Below are 2,361 nucleotides of genomic sequence, written 5' to 3' on the forward strand. Positions count from 1 at the left end.
GTTACGGCAGATAGTACGCTACTATCTGCCGTAAATCCTTAGCGCCGGATTTCGAGAATCTGCTCCCCGACCCCCGACAGATACTCGTCGACATGCGTTTTCTCGCGGTCGCGCGCGGAACTCGCAGGTATTCACGGCGCTGAACGCCGCCGAGTGTCTTATGATCAGCCCGCAGTCGGGCCGTAAACATAAGGAGTGCCATGTCGTATTCGGATTCCGACAGGCCGGGCGCGGAGGTGCAGAGTCCTGTCGAAGCGCGCAGCCACGAAGGTGAATGGCACGCAGAGCCACGAATGGTTGAATGGCTGACGCGCGTGATCGGCGTTGGAGCGACGGTGGTAGCCGTCATGGTGTTCTTGGCGTTGGTATTTCAGTTCACGGCCCGCCTCTGGGCTCAGAATGTGGCCGGATTCACAAACGGCGAATCGGCGACCGCTGTTATGTGCGGAGTTTGTATCGGGGCGGTCTGCACCCTGGTAGCCCTGTTCAGCGCGCTCATTGGCTCGCTGTCATGGCAACGGCGCGGCGGACCAGCCGTGGCCGTCCTCGCCCTCCTGTTGGCCTTTACGATCTCGCTCCCTAACATAATGACCCTCACGATCGTTCTGGGGACAGGCAACGCATCGCGCGCCGGCGTGCGGATCCTCGATATGGATGCACCGGGATTCCTCGCAGCCTGGAAAGGTGCCGCGATCGTAGGGGCGGGCTTCTATCTAGTCCTGACGCTTGTGATGGGGCGCACTATTCGAACAGTCCTCGGCCCCAACATCAGGAAAATCGGTAGCACACGGTCCGCTGACCCAATCGGGTACACGGCAGATGGACAGCCGATCTACTCCCAGGTTGGTTTTACGCCAGACGGGCAACCGGTCTTCAGCAACCAGATACAAGGCCAGGTCATCACCTCACGCGCGGGACAAACTAACACCCTGGCGATTGTTGCGCTCATCCTTGGGATAGTCAGTGGATTCATCGCAATCCCGTTCGGGCACGTCGCTCGTCGACAAATAAGGAGGACCGGCGAGCGCGGTGCTGGAATGGCACTTGCCGGTCTCATCTTCGGGTACTTGTCGCTGGCCGCCATCGTAGCCGTGGTGGTGCTAGTGGTTGCCACCGCTGCGAATGCGCCGTGACATGCCGGAGGACGAGCGAGCAAGCCACCCTTAACCCGCATGCCGTAGAGGGTCGATCTCCAGCCGCCAACGGACCCGGGCGCGCCGAGATGGGCATTGTGGAAGTCTCCGCACGTTCGATCCTGGACCGGAAGGCCACGGTCCATCGGGGCCCCGGATACAACAGTCCCAGGTAGCAGCTCGAAAATCGGTTCTCACCCCGACCCCCTTCACGGCGCCTTCGTCCCCGGCGGCCGGACCGTCGTCCTGTCCGAACTGCGGATACGAGCCCGCCACCCGCCGGGACCTTATTCCGCACCGCGCCGATCTCGCGACCATCTGGTTGCACCTCGGCGATCGCGGCGAGCTTCGCGAGGCCCGGCACTGCGCCCACTGTCAGCCCCACGACCACGTCCTGGTGGTCAGCTGCTCCCGGTGCGGGGACGGTCCGCTGGTCACCGGCACCGATTCCGGCACCGACGAAATCCCGGCGGCGGTGCGGGACTGGCTCGCGCAACAGGACTGGGTAGTGGAGTCGGACCTTTTGTGCCCCAACCATTCCTGAACCTCAGCAGGTTTCGCCGTCGTCGAGGTCGTCGAGGAGGTGCTGCAGCCGCCGGCACGTCGCTTCGTGCCGTTCGACTTCCCGGTCCCAGCCGCGGGCGCGGGCGTCATCGATCAGGACCTGCTCGGTCGCCAGGCGCGCCCGGATCCGCGGCGCGTACTCACTGGTGGTGAGAAACTTCGGGCAGGTCAGGATCAGGTCGCACTCGCACGGACCCTCGGCGGGCAGCCGCAGGCAGTGCCCCAGTTCGAGTTCGGTCTTGAGGAAGTTCCTCTTCAACCAGTCCACGGTCTTGTCGTCGAGAGCGTCGTGCAGGAGGGCGTCGGCGGCCGGGCCGGCGATCCGGTGCCCGTCGGCGAGGGCCGTCTCGTACTGGCGCCGGATCTCGGGATCGGAGATGCGGCTGTAAATCATGGACATCGTCGCACTGCGATGTCCGAGTATCGCCATGATCGTCTGAATCCGGGCACCGCCCTCGGCGAGCTGGGTGCCGAGGGTGTGCCGAAACCGGTGCGCGCTGACGGTCGGGGATCCTCGGTCGTCGACCAGACCCGTTGCCGCGCAGACAGTGCGGAATTCCTCGTCGAAGAGGGTTTTGCCCGAGAGCAGCTTGCCGCGCCGAACGAACACGTAATCGACCCGGCGGCCGGTGACCTCGTCGATCCGGGCGATCGAGCGTTGTGC

At 64.2% G+C, this 2,361-nt stretch carries 3 protein-coding genes; 2 read left to right on the forward strand and 1 reads right to left on the reverse strand.

Annotated features, from left to right (window positions below; all coding sequences use genetic code 11):
* Positions 1 to 293: 293 nt before the first annotated feature.
* Entirely contained in the window at positions 294 to 1,133 is an 840-nt protein-coding gene (locus tag MLGJGCBP_RS51870) for a DUF4190 domain-containing protein (RefSeq protein WP_236581194.1), read from the forward strand.
* 322 nt (positions 1,134 to 1,455) lie between these two features.
* Entirely contained in the window at positions 1,456 to 1,677 is a 222-nt protein-coding gene (locus MLGJGCBP_RS51875) for a hypothetical protein (RefSeq protein ID WP_236581195.1), read from the forward strand.
* Between the two features lie 3 nt (positions 1,678 to 1,680).
* Here MLGJGCBP_RS51875 and MLGJGCBP_RS18420 read toward each other — a convergent pair.
* The coding region (locus tag MLGJGCBP_RS18420) for a tyrosine-type recombinase/integrase (RefSeq protein WP_160097508.1) at positions 1,681 to 2,361 on the reverse strand (681 nt) is incomplete at its 5' end.

Source organism: Rhodococcus sp. T7 (assembly GCF_009872365.1).
Taxonomy (GTDB): domain Bacteria; phylum Actinomycetota; class Actinomycetes; order Mycobacteriales; family Mycobacteriaceae; genus Rhodococcus_F.

Bases quoted from the DNA above. Each gene is read 5' to 3' on its own strand.
- MLGJGCBP_RS51870 (WP_236581194.1), top strand. From the start codon at position 294: ATGGTTGAATGGCTGACGCGCGTGATCGGCGTTGGAGCGACGGTGGTA.